The sequence below is a fragment of the Filibacter tadaridae genome, assembly GCF_900609045.1.
Classification (GTDB): Bacteria; Bacillota; Bacilli; order Bacillales_A; family Planococcaceae; genus Sporosarcina; species Sporosarcina tadaridae.
Genome location: NZ_UXAV01000017.1, coordinates 57,326 through 75,247 on the forward strand (window position 1 = coordinate 57,326; position 17,922 = coordinate 75,247).

At 43.8% G+C, this 17,922-nt stretch carries 19 protein-coding genes; 13 read left to right on the forward strand and 6 right to left on the reverse strand.

Annotation, left to right across the window (positions count from 1 at the left end):
* Positions 1-59 precede the first annotated feature (59 nt).
* From FILTAD_RS01470 to FILTAD_RS01495, 6 genes are all read left to right on the forward strand, one after another.
* A complete protein-coding gene (locus tag FILTAD_RS01470) occupies positions 60-623 on the forward strand; it encodes an NADPH-dependent FMN reductase (protein ID WP_124068730.1) in 564 nt (187 codons plus the stop codon).
* A 160-nt stretch (positions 624-783) separates the two neighbouring features.
* On the forward strand, positions 784-2,949 hold the full coding sequence (locus FILTAD_RS01475) for a DNA topoisomerase III (protein WP_124068731.1): 2,166 nt from the start codon (positions 784-786) through the stop codon (positions 2,947-2,949).
* A 96-nt stretch (positions 2,950-3,045) separates the two neighbouring features.
* Positions 3,046-3,537 (forward strand): Cys-tRNA(Pro) deacylase, encoded by a 492-nt coding sequence (gene ybaK / locus FILTAD_RS01480; protein WP_124068732.1) that lies wholly within the window; start codon positions 3,046-3,048, stop codon positions 3,535-3,537.
* Between the two features lie 630 nt (positions 3,538-4,167).
* On the forward strand, positions 4,168-4,827 hold the full coding sequence (locus FILTAD_RS01485; protein WP_124068733.1) for a YczE/YyaS/YitT family protein: 660 nt from the start codon (positions 4,168-4,170) through the stop codon (positions 4,825-4,827).
* Between the two features lie 54 nt (positions 4,828-4,881).
* Entirely contained in the window at positions 4,882-5,958 is a 1,077-nt protein-coding gene (locus FILTAD_RS01490) for a hypothetical protein (protein ID WP_148085375.1), read from the forward strand.
* Positions 5,959-6,036: 78 nt separating this feature from the next.
* Complete coding sequence (locus FILTAD_RS01495) at positions 6,037-7,227, forward strand: glycine C-acetyltransferase (protein WP_124068735.1); 1,191 nt, start codon at positions 6,037-6,039, stop codon at positions 7,225-7,227.
* A 454-nt stretch (positions 7,228-7,681) separates the two neighbouring features.
* Here the strand turns inward: FILTAD_RS01495 and FILTAD_RS01500 are convergent, their stop codons facing one another.
* Positions 7,682-8,353 (reverse strand): hypothetical protein, encoded by a 672-nt coding sequence (locus tag FILTAD_RS01500; RefSeq protein WP_124068736.1) that lies wholly within the window; start codon positions 8,351-8,353, stop codon positions 7,682-7,684.
* Between the two features lie 191 nt (positions 8,354-8,544).
* Between FILTAD_RS01500 and FILTAD_RS01505 the strand changes: the two genes are divergently transcribed.
* Positions 8,545-9,495, forward strand: coding sequence for an L-threonine 3-dehydrogenase (locus FILTAD_RS01505; RefSeq protein WP_124068737.1), 951 nt, complete (start codon positions 8,545-8,547; stop codon positions 9,493-9,495).
* An 89-nt stretch (positions 9,496-9,584) separates the two neighbouring features.
* Entirely contained in the window at positions 9,585-9,956 is a 372-nt protein-coding gene (locus tag FILTAD_RS01510; protein WP_124068738.1) for a hypothetical protein, read from the forward strand.
* A gap of 81 nt (positions 9,957-10,037) precedes the next feature.
* Here FILTAD_RS01510 and FILTAD_RS01515 read toward each other — a convergent pair whose 3' ends face one another.
* From FILTAD_RS01515 to FILTAD_RS01535, 5 genes are all read right to left on the reverse strand, one after another.
* Entirely contained in the window at positions 10,038-11,390 is a 1,353-nt protein-coding gene (locus FILTAD_RS01515) for a YjiH family protein (RefSeq protein ID WP_124068739.1), read from the reverse strand.
* Positions 11,391-11,558: 168 nt separating this feature from the next.
* Entirely contained in the window at positions 11,559-12,242 is a 684-nt protein-coding gene (bshB2, locus tag FILTAD_RS01520; RefSeq protein WP_203229615.1) for a bacillithiol biosynthesis deacetylase BshB2, read from the reverse strand.
* Between the two features lie 13 nt (positions 12,243-12,255).
* Positions 12,256-12,606, reverse strand: a complete 351-nt coding sequence (locus tag FILTAD_RS01525) for a YojF family protein (protein WP_124068741.1) — start codon at positions 12,604-12,606, stop codon at positions 12,256-12,258.
* Positions 12,607-12,838: 232 nt separating this feature from the next.
* Entirely contained in the window at positions 12,839-13,672 is an 834-nt protein-coding gene (thiD, locus tag FILTAD_RS01530; RefSeq protein WP_124068742.1) for a bifunctional hydroxymethylpyrimidine kinase/phosphomethylpyrimidine kinase, read from the reverse strand.
* 63 nt (positions 13,673-13,735) lie between these two features.
* Positions 13,736-14,002 (reverse strand): hypothetical protein, encoded by a 267-nt coding sequence (locus FILTAD_RS01535; RefSeq protein ID WP_124068743.1) that lies wholly within the window; start codon positions 14,000-14,002, stop codon positions 13,736-13,738.
* A 219-nt stretch (positions 14,003-14,221) separates the two neighbouring features.
* Here FILTAD_RS01535 and FILTAD_RS01540 point away from each other — a divergent pair, with 219 nt between their 5' ends.
* The 5 genes from FILTAD_RS01540 (at position 14,222) to FILTAD_RS01565 (ending at position 17,821) form a co-directional block, all read left to right on the forward strand.
* Positions 14,222-14,986 (forward strand): DUF4230 domain-containing protein, encoded by a 765-nt coding sequence (locus tag FILTAD_RS01540; RefSeq protein ID WP_124068744.1) that lies wholly within the window; start codon positions 14,222-14,224, stop codon positions 14,984-14,986.
* An 8-nt stretch (positions 14,987-14,994) separates the two neighbouring features.
* Complete coding sequence (locus FILTAD_RS01545) at positions 14,995-15,681, forward strand: uracil-DNA glycosylase (RefSeq protein WP_238988117.1); 687 nt, start codon at positions 14,995-14,997, stop codon at positions 15,679-15,681.
* 220 nt (positions 15,682-15,901) lie between these two features.
* Positions 15,902-16,165, forward strand: coding sequence for a YwdI family protein (locus FILTAD_RS01555; protein ID WP_124068745.1), 264 nt, complete (start codon positions 15,902-15,904; stop codon positions 16,163-16,165).
* 24 nt (positions 16,166-16,189) lie between these two features.
* A complete protein-coding gene (locus tag FILTAD_RS01560; protein WP_124068746.1) occupies positions 16,190-16,570 on the forward strand; it encodes a DUF423 domain-containing protein in 381 nt (126 codons plus the stop codon).
* A gap of 201 nt (positions 16,571-16,771) precedes the next feature.
* Positions 16,772-17,821: a beta-carotene 15,15'-monooxygenase gene (locus FILTAD_RS01565; RefSeq protein ID WP_124068747.1), complete on the forward strand. Its 1,050-nt coding sequence runs from the start codon at positions 16,772-16,774 to the stop codon at positions 17,819-17,821.
* The last annotated feature ends 101 nt before the right edge of the window (positions 17,822-17,922 follow it).

Genomic DNA, 17,922 nt, shown 5'->3' on the forward strand with positions numbered 1-17,922 from the left:
AGCAACCACTTTTTTTGATACGATTGGAATTATAGAAAAAGCAGTGAGGAGGGTGAATAGTGAAAGTTTTGTTTTTGGACGGGACCATTATCGGCAACAAAACAGGTGCTGTTCTTGAAATGGTACGTTCTTATATAGAAGAGACCGGCTGTGGATACGAACTTGAAATACTGAAATTGGCGGATTATACACATCAATTCGTCGATGGTCGACCAGCCAGCGACTACAACGATGACATGAAAAAACTTGTCCACAAATTCAATGAAGCAGACGGTTATATTGTGGCAACACCCGTTTTCCAAGGTTCGATCCCCGGTGTATTGAAAAACGTTTTTGACATGCTTCACCCACATACGATGCGTTACAAACCGGTATCCATCGTTGCAAATGGCGGTACATACCAGCATCACCTCGTCATCGAGAATCAGCTGAAACCAATCTTGGATTACTTCCGCTGCCTCGTGACACCGAATTATGTTTATACACATAGAAGCCATTTTGATCGTGACAACAACATTATCGACAATGATGTGCACGACCGCCTACGTGAACTCGCAAGGGTCTTTGTGAAATACGCAGAAATGAGCAAAAGGTTATCGAAGGATGCATTGGACGATGACTGATTAAAAACCCCACCAACGCCATGTCAGAATGGTATTGGTGGGGATTTTTTGATTTATGGAAAGGGGGATGTCGGGAATGTTCAGGGTATCTCTATTCGCTCGACATGCAGAAATCACCGTTCTCCCGTATAATCGACTTATGTAGAAGGGGGATTATGTTATGTCCAAATCACTGGTACTAGCTGAAAAACCATCCGTAGCACGCGATATTGCACGAGTGCTCGGTTGCAATAAAAAAGGGAACGGTTTTCTTGAAGGCACAAATTATATCGTCACATGGGCGCTAGGGCATCTAGTGACACATGCAGATCCGGAAGGCTATGGCAATGAATTCAAGGAGTGGAAACTCGAACATCTACCCATTATCCCGGAGCCATTCAAATTGATACCGATTCGTCAAACCTCGAAACAATTCAATGCAGTGAAAGCCCAACTCAAACGCAGTGATGTAAAGGATATCATCATCGCAACAGATGCGGGACGTGAAGGGGAACTTGTCGCACGTTGGATTCTGGAGATGGCGAAAGTCAACAAACCTGTCAAACGGTTATGGATTTCATCCGTCACAGACAAGGCCATTAAAGACGGTTTCAATAATTTGAAAGACGGCCGTGCCTATGAAAACTTGTACCAAGCGGCGGTCGCTCGCGCAGAAGCGGATTGGGTCGTCGGCATTAACGCAACACGCGCACTGACAGTGAAACACAATGCACAACTATCGACGGGCCGCGTGCAAACGCCTACGCTTGCGATGATTGCGGAACGTGAAAAACAAATCCGCGACTTCAAGCCGAAAGCGTTTTACGGTATGCAAGCATTGACGGAAACTGCCAAATTCACTTGGCATGATAGAGCAGGTCAAACACAGTCGTTCGATAAAGAAGCAGTTGAGAAATTAATCGCGAAATTAGATAGCGTACATTCTGGAAAAATAGTAGACGTGAAAACGACACCGAAATCGCAACCTGCACCACATCTATTCGATTTAACGGAGCTGCAAAAAGAAGCCCATCGTCGGTGGTCATGGTCTGCAAAAGAGACGTTATCAACATTGCAAGGCTTATATGAACGTCATAAAGCAGTTACCTATCCACGTACCGATTCGAAACACCTGACATCCGATATGGCAAATACACTAAAAGAACGCATCAAAGCAGTCGATATTGGACCGTATCGAAAATCTGTCAATACACTTCTCCGTTCGGGAGCAGTCAAACCGCAGAAAGGCGTTATTGATGATAAAAAAGTTTCGGATCACCATGCCATCATCCCGACAGAGGAAACGCCGCTTCTTCAAAACTTATCCGATAAAGAGAAACGGTTGTACGACATCATTGTCAAACGTTTCTTGGCTGTATTCTTCGGTGCGTTCCGTTACGACCAAGTGACTGCAGAGCTAGCCGTAGGGACTGAAACATTCAGTGCAAAAGGCCGGACAATCGCTAATGAAGGATGGAAAAAGGTATACAACACGGATGAGGAAGAAGCGGATACCGATACCCTTCCAGCATATACAATTGGCGAAGACGTGAAGATCCGAGCCGTTGTCATGACAGATGGAAAAACGAAGCCACCTGCGCGGTTTAATGAAGGTACGCTACTTGGTGCCATGGAAAACCCTGCCCAGTTCATGCAAGGTGAATCAAAAGACCTCATCAAAACACTGGGTGAAACGGGCGGTCTGGGAACGGTCGCAACCCGTGCAGATGTCATTGAACGTTTATTCAATTCATTTGTCATGGAGAAAAAAGGGAACGATATTTATACGACTTCAAAAGGGCGTCAACTACTTGAACTTGTCCCGGAAGATTTGAAATCTCCTGCACTGACAGCAGAATGGGAACAAGGACTTTCGAAAATCGCGAAGGGCCAAATGAAAAAAGCAGCCTTCATGAAAGATATGATTGGTTTCTCTAAAAAAACGGTTATCGACATTAAAACAGACGATAAAAAGTACAAACATGATAATGTCACTGGGAAAGCATGCCCGGATTGCGGAAAGCTCATGCTCGAAGTGAACGGCAAACGCGGCAAGATGCTTGTCTGTCAAGACCGTGAATGCGGTCACCGGAAAAATGTTTCCACATTGACGAATGCAAGATGCCCGGTATGTAAAAAGAAATTGGAGTTGCGCGGCGAAGGCGACGGGAAAATTTTCGTTTGCAAATGCGGACATCGCGAGAAATTATCAGCATTTGAAAAGCGTAGAGAGAATTCCGGCGGCAAAAAAGCTGACAAGCGCGATGTCCAGAAATTCATGAAAAAACAAGAGGAACCGGAAAATACCGCAATGGCGGATGCCCTAAAAAAGCTATTCGATAAGTAACTGTTATATCCCGCTTATCGCGGGAGGCATCTCCAAGCGCGGAGCGGTGTTAGAAGGATTCTTTAAGTCGACGGGGTTGAAAGGGGATGTAAGAAAATGGCGAAGCACAATAACAAGGCAAAAACAAATGCCGTCCGGATTCTCGATGGAGAAAATATCGCCTACGAACTGATGGAATACGACGTAAACGACGGGCTTCTAGACGGTGTCTCCGTAGCAGAAAAAACAGGACAAGCAGTGGACACCGTTTTCAAAACCCTTGTCACGATTGCAGCACCAAAAGAACTTTTCGTATTTCTAGTGCCCGTTGCACTGGAACTTAATTTAAAAAAAGCCGCAAAGGCAGCCGGCGTCAAAAAACTAGAAATGCTGCCATTGAAAGAGCTAACGAAAGAAACGGGCTATGTACGGGGCGGGTGCTCCGCCATCGGCATGAAAAAGAAATACCCGACAACTATCGACAAATCTGCGGAATCGCTCAACAAAATGATTGTCAGCGCGGGGAAACCTGGAATGCAAATGAAGCTCACTCCTAGTGAGCTTGCTCGTATAGCAGAAGCGACATTTTGCGACATCGTAAAAGAATAGCTCCCTATCTCGAGAACAGCGGACATGCTACAATGAATAGATTAGGTAGATGACCTGAATAGTTTTTTAAATGGCAAGGAAGTAAGCATTTTTCACCCTATTCGAGGCGCTGTCGCTTTTCTTATTGTCTAGCTCCAGCGCCTAGGGGCTCGGGTCATAAGCCATCCCGAATATGTGGCAAAGTACGCCACATTTCCGTGCTGTCTTATGCCTGTCGCCCCAAAACAGGCGCTGTCGCTTTTCTTATTGTCTAGCTCCAGCGCCTAGGGGCTCGGGTCATAAGCCATCCCGAATATGTGGCAAAGTACGCCACATTTTCGAGTTGTCTTATGCCTGTCGCCCCTGAACAGGCGCTGTCGCTTTTCTTATTGTCTAGCTCCAGCGCCTAGGGGCTCGGGTCATAAGCCATCCCGAATATGTGGCAAAGTACGTCACATTTCCGTGCTGTCTTATGCCTGTCGCCCCTGAACAGGCGCTGTCGCTTTTCTTATTGTCTAGCTCCAGCGCCTAGGGGCTTGGGTCATAAGCCATCCCGAATATGTGGCAAAGTACGCCACATTTTCGAGCTGTCTTATGCCTGTCGCCCCAAAACAGGCGCTGTCGCTTTTCTTGATAGAAAGAAGGAATTGTATGAATAAGAACTTAGTATGGAGATGGACATTCTTTATAGGCGGAATGCTTATTCTTTCCCTTGGTATTTCAATGACCATTAAAGGGCAACGTCTGGGTATCGGTCCGTGGGATGTGTTGCATGTCGGTTTATATCGTAATTTCGGGTTAACGATCGGTACATGGGGAATTATCACGGGTTTTATCATAGTTGTGTTGACCGCAGCTATTTTGAAAGAGTGGCCGAAAATTGGTACATGGTTGAATATGATTCTTATCGGTGTTTTCATCGATCTATTCAACTGGTTACTTCCCGAATTCACAACGCTTTGGGGTCAATCAATCATTTTTGCACTGGGCGTTATTGTCATGGGATATGGTATCGGCGTATATGTGTCTCCCAATATTGGGGCGGGTCCTCGGGATAGTCTGATGCTACTTTTCGTAGAAAAACTTGGAATCAGTGTGAAAAAGATTCGGACAGCAATCGAAGTAATTGTTGCTGTATTTGGTTGGCTGCTCGGCGGCCCTGTTGGTATAGGAACGGTGCTGGTTGCCCTTCTTATCGGGCAATTCGTCCATTACACACTCCCTCAATCTCGTAGGCTTTTGTTGAAATTAATGCGAGAGGAAGATGAAGGGGCTTTATTAGAAAGTGAAAAATGTGAAGCACAGGCATAGTCGCCGTGCTTTTTTTCGTTGTCTGTGCATACGTTAACCGTATGTACAGAAAGGATGATCGACATTTACGGATCGATAACTCAATACATGGGGACAGCCTATACAGGCCGAGGAATCTCCCATAAATACGATAAGCTGATTGCATCAGCGGCAGAAACAATTTTCCTGAAATGCCCTCCGACAAATGCACTCTCGGATGTGTTGAATGAAACCGCAATGTACTTTGTGAAACGAGGATTGGACGTTGACAAATTCATGGATCCAGTTCAAATCGAACAGACCCATGCAGTTTACGTTAAAGGACCGAACCTATTTTACCTTCAGGCCTCGCATCCAGTTTCACTTGAACCAACAGATATAGGTGGACGACACCGCGTTATCAGCTTTTACGATATGTACAATGAAACGGAATTACGCGAGCAAAACCAGTTCATTGTGGAAAAACTAGCCGAATCAGAAAAAGCGCTCGACAAAGCATTGCAATCACTCGCGGATGGAAAGAATATACATGATGATTGGGAAAAGGTTAATATCGCGCGGATGCAATGGCAACTTCATGAGGAATTGATTGCTTCATTGAAAGAAGAGTTATTTGGAACAATCGAGCTGAATAAGGAAGCATCAGTATCGCATAGACTCATCGGTTCATTATCGTCTGATGGCGCATATGATTTCATCCCCTCGATTACAAAACGCTTGAATAGACGCATCCTTATTAAAGGACTTGCTGGAACCGGAAAATCCACTCTTATGAAATCACTAGGCGCAGAAGGGGAAAAACGAGGATTCGACGTGCTCTACGGCTGGTGCGGACTTGACCCAAGCGGGGTGGATCTTGTTTTATTCCCCGAGTTATCAGTTTGCTTTCTCGACGCAACGCAACCGCACGCATATGATCCCGAACGTCCCGGTGATGAAGTGCTGGACCTGGTGCATATGTGTAAAGAGGATGCAGATGCGGAGGAAAAAGTTGTCGCAATACGAGATACCTATAAGGAGAAAATGCTTGATGCGGCGGGATATATGCAGTCCTATGCACAAGCTCTAAATAGTTTGCGGGTGGCGATGGATTCAGCCATCAACCCATCTATTTTCAAGGAGAAATCAGAGCGGTTAATCGAACTTTCCTAGCGGCAATGCGCTTCGTTCTACGCAAAAGTCTGCTGTGTGTTAGAATGGAAGCAACATCTGTTTGAAAGGAAGATAGCCTTGTCTAAAATACTCGATGCTTTTTTACAGGAAAATTTAAAAGAACTACGTGACCAAGGATTGTACAACGAAATTGATCCGATTGAAGGACCAAATGGACCCGTTATTAAAATTAAAGGCAAGGACCTCATCAACTTATCGTCGAATAACTACCTAGGCCTTGCAACAGACGAGGATTTGAAAAAGTTAGCGATTGATGCAACGAACAAGTACGGCGTGGGTGCAGGAGCTGTACGTACGATTAACGGAACGCTCGATATCCACGTTGCGCTTGAAAAGAAATTGGCGGAGTTCAAAGGAACGGAAGCTGCAATTTCCTACCAATCCGGTTTTAACTGTAATATGGCGGCTATTTCCGCAGTTATGAATAAAAAAGACGCCATTCTTTCGGATGAATTAAATCACGCATCCATTATCGACGGCTGCCGCCTTTCCGGTGCAAAAGTCATCCGCGTTAATCACCAGGATATGGATGACCTTCGCGCCAAAGCGAAAGAAGCAACAGAATCCGGTCTATATGAAAAAGTGATGTACATCACAGACGGCGTTTTCTCGATGGACGGCAACATTGCCAACCTTCCAGGTGTAGTTGAAATCGCAAAGGAATTCGACTTAATCACTTATGTCGATGACGCACACGGTTCTGGTGTTACAGGTAAAGGGAAAGGCACTGTGAAGCACTTCGGTCTTGAAAAAGAAATCGATTTGCAAATGGGTACACTGTCGAAAGCAATTGGCGTTGTCGGTGGATATGTCGCCGGAACACAGGCGCTGATTGACTGGTTGAAAGTACGCTCTCGTCCGTTCCTATTCTCAACAGCACTTCCAGCAGGTGATATCGCAGCTACCATGGGCGCGCTCGATAAAATTTCAGCGTCCACCGAACTGCACGATAAGCTGTGGGAAAACGGCAATTACCTAAAAGAAGGCCTATCCAAACTAGGCTTCGATATCGGCGTTTCCGAAACGCCAATCACGCCATGCATCATCGGCGAAGAGAAGTTAACACAACAATTCTCTAAACGGCTAGCAGAAGAAGGCGTATACGCAAAATCCATCGTCTTCCCAACAGTCGCCAAAGGAAAAGGCCGCGTTCGCAACATGCCAACCGCAGCCCACACAAAACAAATGCTCGACGACGCCCTCGCCATCTACGAAAAGGTAGGTAAAGAACTCGGTGTCATCTCATAATAAACTCAAAACCAGACAGCCTAGGCTGCCTGGTTTTTTCGATTTCACCAGTATGAATGGCCCGCCGAAACTGTCAAGGCAAATCGCGGAACTGTAAGGGCAATCCGGGAAACTGTCATGGCAAAATGAAAAACTGTAATGGCCCGCTGGAACTGTCATGGCAAATCGCAGAACTGTAAGGGCAATCCGGGAAACTGTCATGGCAAAATGAAAAACTGTAATGGCTCGCTGGAACTGTCATGGCAAATCGCAGAACTGTAATGGCAATCTAGGAAACTGTCATGGCAAAATGAAAAACTGTAATGGCCCGCCGAAACTGTCATGGCAAATCGCGGAACTGTAAGGGCAATCCGGGAAACTGTCATGGCAAAATGCATAACCAAGAATAGACAAGCCACTCCTCGCACACACTTACTACATACAAAAAAGCCCGCCTTTAAGCGGACTTTTACTGTTAAGCTTTTGCAAAACCGACTGTCTCAAATCGATTCAGCGTATGGTGTAAAACATAGCGCTGCATGCCAACCGCACTACTGACGGATTGATCCGCTTCTTGACGAAACTCTTCTTGGGATCCTCGTTTCAGTGCAGCGAATGCTTTTAAAGCATGAATCATCCACGGCGTGCGCAATTTACCAAGGAACTCATTAGCCCTGTCAAAGTTGCCTAACATCACATAGGCAAAGCCACTGTAATAATCTTTGTATTCCTGGCTACTAATGTTATCCACATGCTCAAGTAACTTTTTAGGGTCATTTTGAAATAAGGCAAGATTTGAACCGTATACATCATACATATCCTCTTGTTTATACGTATTCATAATCCGTTTCAACGACTCTTCGATATCACGTTCATTGCCATGCGCCAATGCATAGGAATAACCGAAAATAGGCTTTTTATGATTGCGGGCAACATAGCGATCAATCGAACGAAGGGATTTTGTTTTGTAAATAATATACATCGGTCTGAATGCAGACACTGAAATATATATAACAAGAATAATGATGAAAATAATCCATCTCTGCAAACCGAATGACAGGAGAATAAACGTCAGCAGAATACCTCCAGCAATAAGTAAAACCCATTGGAACACATTTGAAAAAACAGCCGGTTTCTTTTTAGACATCGTACACCTCAAGTTTTCTTTCATTATACCAGAAAAGTCCGACGAGTGGTTGCGGTGCTGTAATTCAATGTTGTCTTTTTAAGAAGAACATTTTATAATGAATTAAAGCCTATAAATCAGTATTTGATATAAAATAAATAACCCAGTGTACTCTCCAAAAACACAATCGTTCCGGAAGCGAGGAATAATAGATGAAAAAGATTATGGTAACAGGTGCCCTTGGGCAAATCGGTTCTGAATTGATTACAAAGCTACGATCAGAATATGGTGCGGACAACGTGTTGGCAACGGATATACGGCATAAGGATTCGGAAGTTACTGCAGGAGGGCCTTTTGAAGTACTTGACGTGACTGACGCAAAACGTATGCATGCACTTGCGAAAGACTTTGGCGCGGGCACGATGATGCATATGGCCGCTTTATTGTCCGCCAAAGCTGAATCCGAGCCACTGTTTGCTTGGAACCTTAATATGGGAGGGCTCATGAATGCCCTTGAAGTATCACGGGAATTGGATATGCAGTTTTTCACACCAAGTTCCATCGGTGCATTCGGACCGTCAACGCCTAAAAAAGATACACCACAAGATACACTACAACGACCGACGACCATGTACGGTGTCAATAAAGTCGCAGGTGAATTGTTGTGTGATTATTACTACAATCGATTTGGTCTGGATACGCGTGGCGTACGTTTCCCGGGTCTCATTTCTTATGTTGCACAACCCGGCGGCGGAACAACGGATTACGCGGTTGATATTTATTACAAAGCATTGCAAGAGGGGAAATACACGTCATTCATCGCCGAAGGCACATACATGGATATGATGTACATGCCGGATGCATTGCAAGCGATTGTCGATTTGCTAGAAGCAGACCCTGAAAAACTTATCCACCGCAACGCATTCAATGTAACGGCGATGAGCTTTGATCCGTCCCAAATCGCAGCTTCCATCAAGAAACAAATCCCGACATTCGAAATGGCCTATGACGTTGATCCGATGCGTCAGGCGATTGCCGATAGCTGGCCTGATTCAATCGATCCATCGGCTGCAATGGCTGAGTGGGGCTTCAAAACCAATTATGATTTGGACAAAATGACCATAGATATGCTTTCAAAACTGAGAACAAAATTGAATATCTAATCACCCAGACTGCGGAATATCACCCGCAGTCTTTTTTGAATCATTCTCGGCCCTATGCTAAAGTGTTGGTAAGAACGGAGGGATTGGGCATGCGATTGTATAGGGAAGCATACATATTTGTTTTAAAGAAAAACTACATGTTGTTGACTATTGCAACGGCTCTATTGATCCTTACGTTTGGATTTTGGATTGGAATTCCCTTGTTTGTGGTCGGAAATATTTTTGCTGAATTAAATGCATCTATACTCATTCAAGGTGTTTGTGTCTTTATCTCTGCCGGCTTATTATTCTCCCTATTTTTCATTCCACTAAATTTAAAAGTTGCAAAAAGAGTTGGGGAAATGAAACAACAAAGTACATTGCAGACATTCATTCGTTTGCATCTAGCATTTATCCTACTCAGTGCAGTCGTTTTATGTCTACTTTTTCTCCTCATTCTTTGGGTAGAAGGAACATTTTAGTGAACAATTTGAAATCTGGATAGGTAATAAAACAAGCCCGATTCTCTTATAGAATCGGGCTTGTTTTTACTAATATCGAATTTAAAACAACAAATGTGCAACCACTGCGATAATCGGTAAGGAGATGATTGTACGCAAAAGGAAAATAACAACGAGTTCAAAGAAGTTAACCGGGATTTTCGACCCGAGAAGCAAGCCACCCACTTCAGCCATGAAAATCAATTGCGTCACAGATACAGTCGCAACAACGAATAAGGTCAAATCAGAAGTGATCATTCCATCCGCCAAAATAACCGGCAGGAACATATCCGTAAACCCAACAACCATAAGCTGTGCCGCATCTGCCGCTTCAGGAATCTGAAGGACAGCTAGCACTGGTTCAAACGGCTTTCCTAAAAACGTGAAGACGCTTGTATATTCCGCAATAATAAGGGCTGTCGTACCAAATGCCATTACAACAGGTATGACACCAATCCACATATCAAGTACGTTCTTCAAGCCTTCTGAAACAGTTTTAATGAATGAACGATTCGTATCGGCTTTCTTCAGCGCGCTTTCCAGTCCGTGGGAAAATACATTGTAGCCTTCCGGCAATTTTTCGTCATCACCCGTAAAGGGCCTGCCATCAATATACTCTTGTTTCTTTCCGACCAACGGATAAATCCGTGGCATAATGAAAGCCAATATAAGACCGGTCAAAATGACAGTTCCGTAAAAGGGTAAGAAGTATTCCCCAAGACCGACTTCTTCAATGATAATAATGGAAAATGTAATAGATACAACGGAAAAAGTCGTCCCGATAATGGCGGCTTCTTTTTTCGTGTAATAGCCTTCCTCATACTGTTTGCTAGTTAGCAGGACACCGATTGTTCCGTCCCCAATCCAAGAAGTTAGGGCGTCAATCGACGAACGACCAGGCAGTTTGAACAATGGACGCATGACTTTCACCATCATTGTTCCGAAAAATTCGAGTAGACCGAAGTTCAGTAAAAGCGGCAATAGAAGTCCGGCAAATAAGAAGATGGTAAATAAAAATGTAACTAGACCATCTGAGCTAAGTAACATACCGCCTGTCGATTCACCCCATATTGCTTCGGGACCCACTTTCAACATAACAAGTACCGCGTAGACAGCCCCCACAATTCGAGTAATCACCCAAACCGGAGAAACCTTAAATAATCCCGTTATAAACGATTGGGAAGAAGTATCTTTTTTAATACCCAAAAATACTAGTGAACCAACTGCAGCGATAATTAAGATAATCGTCGCGACCCAAGGCATAACAGGGCCTATTGCAACGGATAGAATGTCTGCAAGTTTCGCAATTGGAACTTTCCAACCGCCGTTGAACTTTAGTGGAATCATAAATAATACTATCCCAAGAACGGATGGTACTATGAATAATAGCCAAGTAGATAGACTGAACTTTTTCAAAATCATTTCTCCCCTTTTATAAAACGTGCATATTATGTATAAATATACATGATACGCGGTTTTTTTCTCCCTGTAAATAAAGTGTATACCATTTCTACTTTTCAGTCTATTAATTTAACAAAAAAAGAGCCATAGTCAACTTCGACTACGACTCTTTCAAATCGGTTGTTATTCAAAATCCTTGTCCCATTGGTACGTATAGAAACGCTCGTATAAAAGGCGTTGAATGGCTTCGGGATCATTTTCCTGTAATTTTTTCTCCATCTCACGCATCATCCAAACGGTTTGGGAAGCATGTGCGTTCAATGTTGCGATTTTTTTATCAGAAACTGTCGAAACCTCATTAATAACGTCGGGTTCGCCTAATACTTCAGCCGTATTATGTGCAAATGCAATTGTATGCAACACAGGACGTTCGGATTCCGTCATTCTTCGGATAGCCCGAACAACCGCACGTGCACTAGCATCGTGGTCAGGGTGGACAGACAAGCCAGGGTAGAACGAAATGACAAGTGAGGGATTCGTTTCCTCGATTAAATCGGTAACGAGTTGTATCATCTTCTCGTCATCTTCAAATTCAATCGTCTTATCCCGAAGGCCCATCATCCGTAAATCATCAAGTCCCATAGCCTTGCAAGCTTTTTGCAGTTCCGCTTTGCGGATTTGGGGTAATGTTTCGCGATTGGCGAAAGCTGGATTTCCTAAGTTCCGACCCATTTCACCAAGCGTTAGGCATGCATAAGTGACTGGCACACCCATTTCCCTGTAAATTGAGATGGTGCCTGAAACACCGAATGCTTCGTCATCAGGGTGAGGGAATATGACTAATACGTGACGTTCTTTTTTTATCATCAAGATGACCTCCTTAGTAAGTGAACGGCGTTTCACTGATTTCGAGTGCGACCGCCAATTTGCCTTCAGCCTCAAGACCAGCCATTAGTAAACGACCATGTACGTCGACTGTATAATGCGTTATCCCTTGTGCATAAATCCAACCCGAAGGAAGTTTCAATCCAACGCGGTGCGGCGAATCTCCAGCCACTTTTCCCAGTTCGAAATTGACAACAACATTGCGGATAAATGCGCCCGCATTAAAAAAGCCCTCTTTAAAATGACCGGCATACGAGCCGTTTGTCGTCTCCAGGTGGATGTAAACATCTTTATTCGCAAAAGATGTAATGAGTTCTTGTAAATGATCCGGTTTTACGATTTCCATGCAAAATCCTCCTTAAAACTAAAGCACTACTTTACTCTAGTATATAGAATTCATTCCTCGAATGCGATTCCCGCGGCTTGCTGGGAGATAAGAAGTGTCTGATGAAAAGCGTGAAGTCTCCAACGAAACGCAAGTAATGTTTGACAAGTCACCAACAAATCCCCAACCAAAACAAAAAAACGTCAAAAGAGAACATTCTCTCTTAACGTTTTCATTCATTCATCTATCTATCTCACACTTCAGTCAACGTAATTTCCGGTGCGCCGAATTTATTTTTCGCACCGTGCATGACAGGGCCGACGTATTCGTTCAGTTTCCAGCCGTTTGCAATTGCAGCAGAGACAAACTTTTTCGCTTCAATGACAGCTTCTTTCACTTCAAGACCGTTTGCAAGATTCGCAGTGATTGCAGCGGCAAATGTGCAGCCCGCGCCGTGGTTGTAATGCGTTTCCGCTTTTTCCCCTTCAAGAAGTGTGAAAGTCTTTCCGTCATAGAATAGATCTGCCGCTTTATCGTGCTGTAGTTGTTTACCGCCTTTTACAACAACGTTGCGTGCGCCACGTGAATGGATCTTTTCCGCCGCCGCTTTCATATCGTCGATTGTCTTCGGTGTTTTGATACCCGCAAGCTGTCCTGCCTCAAATAAGTTAGGCGTAACGATTTCAGCTTTTGGAAGAAGATATTCTATCATCGCACCTACATTTCCTGGATTAAGAACTTCATCTTCACCTTTACAAACCATGACCGGATCGATGACAACATGATTCAAACCTGACTCTGCAATCGCATTTCCGGCAGTTTTGATCACTTCTTCCGTGCTGAGCATACCTGTTTTAATCGCATCGACGCCTGTCGATAATGCCGTTTTGATTTGCGCTTTCAACACATCAACCGGCAATGAATACACATTATGATTCCAATTATTAGCTGGATCCATCGTAACGACAACTGTTAAAGCCGTCATGCCGTATGTACCGTGTTCTTGGAATGTTTTCAAGTCAGCTTGGATGCCCGCGCCACCTGACGTATCTGAACCTGCTATTGTTAACGTCTTTTTCAATGTCATTATGGAAAGTCTCCTTTTATATGGATTTAATTCACTATTAATCTTAATCAAGTTAAACGAAAATTACAAATCCCTGATATCGTCGGCTTTCATCATTTTAAAGACGGAGTACGTCAACAAGGCAACGATTATGAATGAAACGACAGCGCCCAAAGGATGCCCATTCATGACAAGTCCAATCCCGAAAGCAAGTAAGACAAACATCCCGATTCCGAAAAGTATAAGAAAAACGATAAGTCCCATACTTTTTGAACGCTCGGGCACGTGTTCTCCGTGTTTCACCGCATCCGCTAATGTTCTCATTTTTTCACGTAACTGCATATCTGCCAAGTTGCATCCCTCCTACTCTAATCCTACCATGTCTTGCTGTACATATTGAATAAATGACTTTCTATAGAAACTAAGCGTAGGCGCCTTAAAACGGGTAACCGAGCGCGTAGCGGGTTCAATGAAATACTTTATTTCACCCTATATAGTTGTTTGTTATGAAACTTTTCGAGAGTCTAAACGTACAAATATATGTAGAAAATGATGGAAAAGGGGGATTAAATGTCGAACGAATATAAAAATGAACGTAAAATAGATGAAATCGAACAGCTGTTAAAAGAATTGAAAGCTTCTGAAGAGGAAACTGCCGTCACGGTAGAAGAGGTTGAAAACCGTCCGACCGGATTTTGGCGTGTAGGAAAAGTTTTCTTTTCATTGTGGAAAAAGACATTCATCTCTATTGCACTGATTATACTGCTACTAATTGTTACGATCCCGTTTGCGACAATGCATTTTCTGAAATCGGGAAGTACATTTACGGAAAGTAAAGGTGCATTTCTTGAGCAAATCCAAGAATTGAACGAATTAGCAACAGCGGAAGCTTACACAAAAGTCGTCATCGAACGACAAGACAATACATTATTCGGACAAAGCATCGGCCTTAACTTGCCGGGTACTAAACGGCAATTGCTCGTCGTTGTTCCGGGTTCGATCAAAGCGGGAGTTGACTTGTCCGCGTTGACCGAAGAAGACATCGAGATGGATGAAGCGAATAAAACAGCTAAAATCACACTTCCTCCTGCATCATTTTTAGGTGGCGCAGAAATTTATTTTGATAAAGTCGAAGTGTACTCCTACGAAGGAGCATTCCGTGAGAAAGCGAATATTGAAGAGGCATACGAACTGGCTGAAGAAGCGAAAAAATTGATTTTGGAAGAAACGACTGGACAAGGTGTCTTGACGACGGCACAACAAAATGCAGAACGAACGCTACACGAAATGTTTTCATTTGCAGGCTATGACGTGGCAATTGAATTTAAGGAGTGATGCTATTGTTGGATAAAATCCGTTTCAAAAATGACTGGGATACAGTGCTCAAGAATGAATTCAATAAACCATATTATGTGGAACTCCATGCGTTTTTAACCAAAGAATATGAAGAGCGAACAATTTATCCACAAAAGGAAGAGTTATGGACCGCCTTCAAATTGACACCGTTCAATGATGTGAAAGTCGTTATTTTGGGACAAGACCCATACCACGGGCACGGTCAGGCACATGGGTTGAGTTTTTCAGTGAAACCGGGTGTGAAAATTCCACCGAGCCTTCGCAATCTATTCAAGGAACTCGAGACGGATATGGGGTGTCCACTTCCTGAAACGGGTACGCTAACAGGGTGGGCAAGTCAAGGCGTGCTGATGCTCAACACGGTCCTTACCGTTCGCGAAGGGGAAGCTCATTCCCACCGGGGGCAAGGGTGGGAAACGTTCACTGATGAATTGATCCACAAATTATCAAAGCGCGAAAAGCCTATTATTTTCATTTTATGGGGGCGCCCCGCGCAATTGAAGAAGAAGCACATTGACACATCGCGCCATGCAATTATCGAATCGGTTCATCCGAGTCCGCTTAGCGCACACCGGGGTTTCATCGGCAGTCGTCCATACTCACAAACCAACCAAATTTTAGAATCGTGGAATGAAGCACCAATCGACTGGTGTAAAACGAGCGACTCTCTGTAACTCGTAGAAAAACCGTGGTAAAGTTAGATGAAAAGAGGGTGGTGGCTGTGGCTGTCAATTGTTTTGAATGTCGCCACTTTTATGTGACATGGGACCCGCAGAATCCGCGCGGTTGCAGAGCACATGGTTTTAAAACCCGTGAATTGCCATCGGCCGTTGTCAAACGGTCGTCAGGTATGGACTGCCTATTAGTTGAGCGGAAAAAGGGAGATGGAAAAAGATGATTCCATACGACCGGATCATTTTAGAAATGGAACGTCAACTGTCAATCGCAAAACGAGCTGGAGAAGAGCGTACAATGCGAGAGGCACTGTCCGCCGTCAGATCACTTTGTGAGGTCGCGCTTGGCGACGAAGTAAAGCAGGAAAAGAAGATTGTTCCCAAAATGCTTTCGACTGGCAATGAAGTAAAGCCACTCACATCATTTGAAGGGACACTACTTGAAGAAGAGGACGCGAATGGCGGATCTATCTTTGATTTCTAAAGGAATAAGAAAGAGGGGGAAAACATGCCGTTTTTCATTATCGCGGGAGCTGTCAACGCCGCTATTGCTGTCGCATTCGGTGCTTTCGGTGCGCATGCGCTAAAAGATAGGTTATCGGAGCATTATTTAGCTATATGGGAAACCGCCGTTCAGTACCAGATGTTCCATGCACTTGGCCTCATCATTATCGGTGTACTAATGAGCAAATCAATACTCGGCCCAATTACGCAATTGAGTTGGGCGGGCTATTTAATTCTTGCGGGGATCATCATTTTCTCAGGCAGCCTGTACATACTCAGCCTATCGGGTATCGGTATCTTGGGCGCTATCACACCAATAGGCGGCGTTGCTTTCATCGCCGGCTGGATCATGCTGATTATTGCAGCTGTTAAATTTGGAAAGTAAGACGAGGGGAGTCACCCTTGTCTTTTTTTATTCAATTAAATGTCACAATAATGTAATTCTTGCTTTGTTGTTTTGGTATACTATATATGTAGACATAAAGAATCCTCTCAACAACGCTCAGCTACCCCAGTGAGGCGCCTTCGCTAGAGATTTTATAGAATCATTAGTTCAACATATATAATAGAAAAGGGAGGGGTTTCATTGGTTATAACACGCCCAAAGTCAAAACAATGGCTATTCGGGCTATTGCTGTTGCTTGTCCTTGTTAGTAACTTCCTCGTCTATCGTCTATCCATTATCCCGATGCCGGCGGATTCAAAAGGCGTGGTCATCGGTTCACTAATCGATTTTTTTATTGTTGCACCGCTTCTCATTATTGCGATGACCCGCAACAAAGGATTCAGCGTAAAACGGTTCATCACATTTATGGTACTTGGGATTGTTGCAGCACGTTTTGTCATTCCCGCTGCATACTTCAAGCCATTTGCGTTCATTCCTTATGCGGCAATTGGCTTCGAAGGGATTCTATTAGTTGCGGAAATTGGCCTTATTGTTCTTCTTTTGAAGCATGTGCCGACCATTGCTCGAGAAATAAAAGAAGGGAATACGAGTGTCTTGTTCGCATTTCCTGAAAAAGTAAAAGATAGAGTATCCGCTCAACCAGTTATTACACTAATTGCAGCTGAGGCACTCATGTTTTACTATGCGTTTGCATCATGGAAACAACAACCATCCATTCAAGAGAAAGCATTTTCTTTGCATCAGAAAACAAGCCTCATTGCATTCAATATCATGCTTATCCATGCAATTGTCATTGAAACACTCGGCTTTCATTGGTGGCTGCATGACAAATCAATCATTTTGTCGATTGTACTGCTCATTTTGAATATTTATTCGGTCATCTATGTCATCGCTGATATTCAAACAGTGCGACTTAATCCGCTTACAGTTGAAGATGATAGAATCCGGGTTTCCCTTGGACTTGGAAAGCGAATGGAAATTCCATTTGATGCTATCACTCGGATTGATTGGGGGGAAAAGGCGGCTTCTACTAACATAAAAGAAGAAGGGATAATTGATTTTATCGCCCGCGATTTTGAAGAACTGAAACCCCAATGTGTCATTCATTTCGATCAGCCACAACAGGCAACGCTGTTCCTCGGCATGAAAAAAGAATTTCATGCAGCTGCAATCCGCGTCGATGAGCTTGAAAGATTCCGGCTTACAGTTGAACAAAAAGTGGGGGAATAAAAAAGCCTTTCGCAGAGCCTTTAGTAGGCCTTGCGAAAGACTTTTTAAATTTGGATTACTGTTTAGTTCAAGCGCTTAGTGGCTTGAGTCATAAGTCAGCC

Excerpts from the sequence above, each read along its gene's own strand:
- thiD (WP_124068742.1), bottom strand. The coding sequence starts at position 13,672 with ATGACATTGAAAAAGACGTTAACAATAGCAGGTTCAGATACGTCAGGT.
- FILTAD_RS01510 (WP_124068738.1), top strand. The coding sequence starts at position 9,585 with ATGCGATTGTATAGGGAAGCATACATATTTGTTTTAAAGAAAAACTAC.
- ybaK (WP_124068732.1), top strand. The coding sequence starts at position 3,046 with ATGGCGAAGCACAATAACAAGGCAAAAACAAATGCCGTCCGGATTCTC.
- FILTAD_RS01555 (WP_124068745.1), top strand. The coding sequence starts at position 15,902 with ATGATTCCATACGACCGGATCATTTTAGAAATGGAACGTCAACTGTCA.
- FILTAD_RS01485 (WP_124068733.1), top strand. The coding sequence starts at position 4,168 with ATGAATAAGAACTTAGTATGGAGATGGACATTCTTTATAGGCGGAATG.
- FILTAD_RS01505 (WP_124068737.1), top strand. The coding sequence starts at position 8,545 with ATGAAAAAGATTATGGTAACAGGTGCCCTTGGGCAAATCGGTTCTGAA.
- FILTAD_RS01500 (WP_124068736.1), bottom strand. The coding sequence starts at position 8,353 with ATGTCTAAAAAGAAACCGGCTGTTTTTTCAAATGTGTTCCAATGGGTT.
- bshB2 (WP_203229615.1), bottom strand. The coding sequence starts at position 12,242 with ATGATAAAAAAAGAACGTCACGTATTAGTCATATTCCCTCACCCTGAT.
- FILTAD_RS01490 (WP_148085375.1), top strand. The coding sequence starts at position 4,882 with ATGATCGACATTTACGGATCGATAACTCAATACATGGGGACAGCCTAT.
- FILTAD_RS01560 (WP_124068746.1), top strand. The coding sequence starts at position 16,190 with ATGCCGTTTTTCATTATCGCGGGAGCTGTCAACGCCGCTATTGCTGTC.
- FILTAD_RS01540 (WP_124068744.1), top strand. The coding sequence starts at position 14,222 with ATGTCGAACGAATATAAAAATGAACGTAAAATAGATGAAATCGAACAG.
- FILTAD_RS01475 (WP_124068731.1), top strand. The coding sequence starts at position 784 with ATGTCCAAATCACTGGTACTAGCTGAAAAACCATCCGTAGCACGCGAT.
- FILTAD_RS01525 (WP_124068741.1), bottom strand. The coding sequence starts at position 12,606 with ATGGAAATCGTAAAACCGGATCATTTACAAGAACTCATTACATCTTTT.